The organism is Arthrobacter sp. Sr24 (assembly GCF_054511175.1).
Map to the genome: position 1 here is coordinate 1 of NZ_JBTNDB010000058.1, position 1,756 is coordinate 1,756.

A 1,756-nucleotide genomic window follows, 5' to 3' on the forward strand; every position below is an offset into this window, starting at 1 on the left:
GTACGCCCAGCATGGGCATTTGCTTGGAGGTGAAAGTCCTCTGGTCGAGAAGGTGGTTTAAGACCTAGTCAATGGCAACTGCGTCACCGTGAGGTGGGGTGGGAAGGAAGCCGGAGGCAAATCCCTGCACCGAGGGACACGAACCGCATAGAAGGCATGCTGGTTGGGGTAAGCCGGCTGAAGATGGTGAAGCCCGTTCCATCGAAACGGCCAGTGTGTAAATGCGGCGGCGGCAGGGGGAAAGTAAATGTTCTTATCTGGGGAGGTCTGTTCCAGTGCGTCACCTGTTTTCTTGGGTGGAGCGGTGCGGCTTTAAGGGTCGTTGCTGATGGGGCAGAAGTCAGCCGAGGCCATAGTACCCACCGGGATCTTGTTGGTGGTGGGGAAGGGCTGAACGCTGGGAATTGATGGTTTGAAGCGGTATTTCTCGTGTTCACACAGGAATCGCAGCCAACCCACGAAAGCGTGGGACAGAGGATGTTAGGAGGTACCGGTGAATCCGGGAGTGCCCCTTTCTGTGCGTAGTGATGAATCGGCGGGTATCGGGGATGACGTCAGGGATCAGCAGGATTTGTGGGAGGAAGTATTTTCCCGACAGAACCTGATGGTTGCGTTGAAGCGTGTCGAGCGTAATCGTGGTGCTGCCGGTGTTGACGGACTCGGTACGGATGAACTCCGTGCTTGGTGTCTGGAACATTGGGTGCAGACCCGTGAAGCGCTTGATGCTGGTACTTATGCGCCGTTGCCGGTGCGTCAGGTGATGATTCCAAAGCCTGATGGTGGGCAAAGGATGCTGGGGGTACCGTCCGTGTTGGATCGGTTGATTCAGCAAGCAATCGCGCAAGTCCTTTCCCCGATCTTTGATCCGGGGTTCGTGCCGGTCTCTTATGGGTTCCGGCCGGGTAAGAGCGCCCATGATGCTGTGAAGGTCGCCCAAACGGTGATTTCTCAGGGGTATCGGTGGGTTGTTGAGGTTGACCTTGATGCGTTCTTTGATCGGGTGAACCATGACGTGCTCATGGCCAGGGTTGCGCGGAAAGTGAAGGATGCGCGGGTTCTGAAATTGGTTCGTCGCTATCTTGAAGCGGGAATCATGGCCAATGGTGTGCGTCGGGCAACGACGGAGGGAACCCCTCAGGGCTCTCCGTTGTCTCCGTTGCTTTCGAACGTCATGTTGGATGACTTTGACCAGGAGTTCTGGGGTCGTGGGCACCGTTTTGTGCGGTATGCCGATGACATCAGGGTGTTTGTGAAGTCGAAAAGGGCCGCGCAACGGGTGTTGGTGCAGGCGACGAAAGTCCTTGAATCAGACCTGAGATTGAGGGTGAACCGGGAGAAATCCGTGATCAATCCAGCAAGTGTTGCAACGTTGCTGGGTTTCGGGTTTTACTTCACGAAAACCGGGGTCAAGATCCGCATCGCTGCGAAGGCGTTTAAACGCATGAAGCGGCGGATCAAGGAGTTGACCTCGCGGAAGTGGAGTGTCTCCATGGAATACCGCACCGAGCGATTGAACCGCTACGTTCGGGGATGGATGGGCTACTTCCGGTTGTCTCAGACACCGAGGAAGTTCTCTGACCTAGATGAGTGGTTCAGGCGTAGGATGCGCCAAGTCCTCTGGAAGCAATGGAAGAGGCCGCGTACGCGGGTAGTGAATCTGCGACGTCTCGGGATACGGCCGGATCTGGCCTATCAATGGGGCATGAGCAGTAGAGCATACTGGCGTATTGCTGGTTCCCCTGTGCTTCAACGGGCA

1 protein-coding gene is annotated in these 1,756 nt (G+C 56.2%); it reads left to right on the top strand.

Translation table 11 applies throughout. The annotated features are described in order from the left end of the window. Positions 1 to 493: 493 nt before the first annotated feature. The coding region (gene ltrA, locus ACX80D_RS17720; RefSeq protein ID WP_459324178.1) for a group II intron reverse transcriptase/maturase at positions 494 to 1,756 on the top strand (1,263 nt) is incomplete at its 3' end.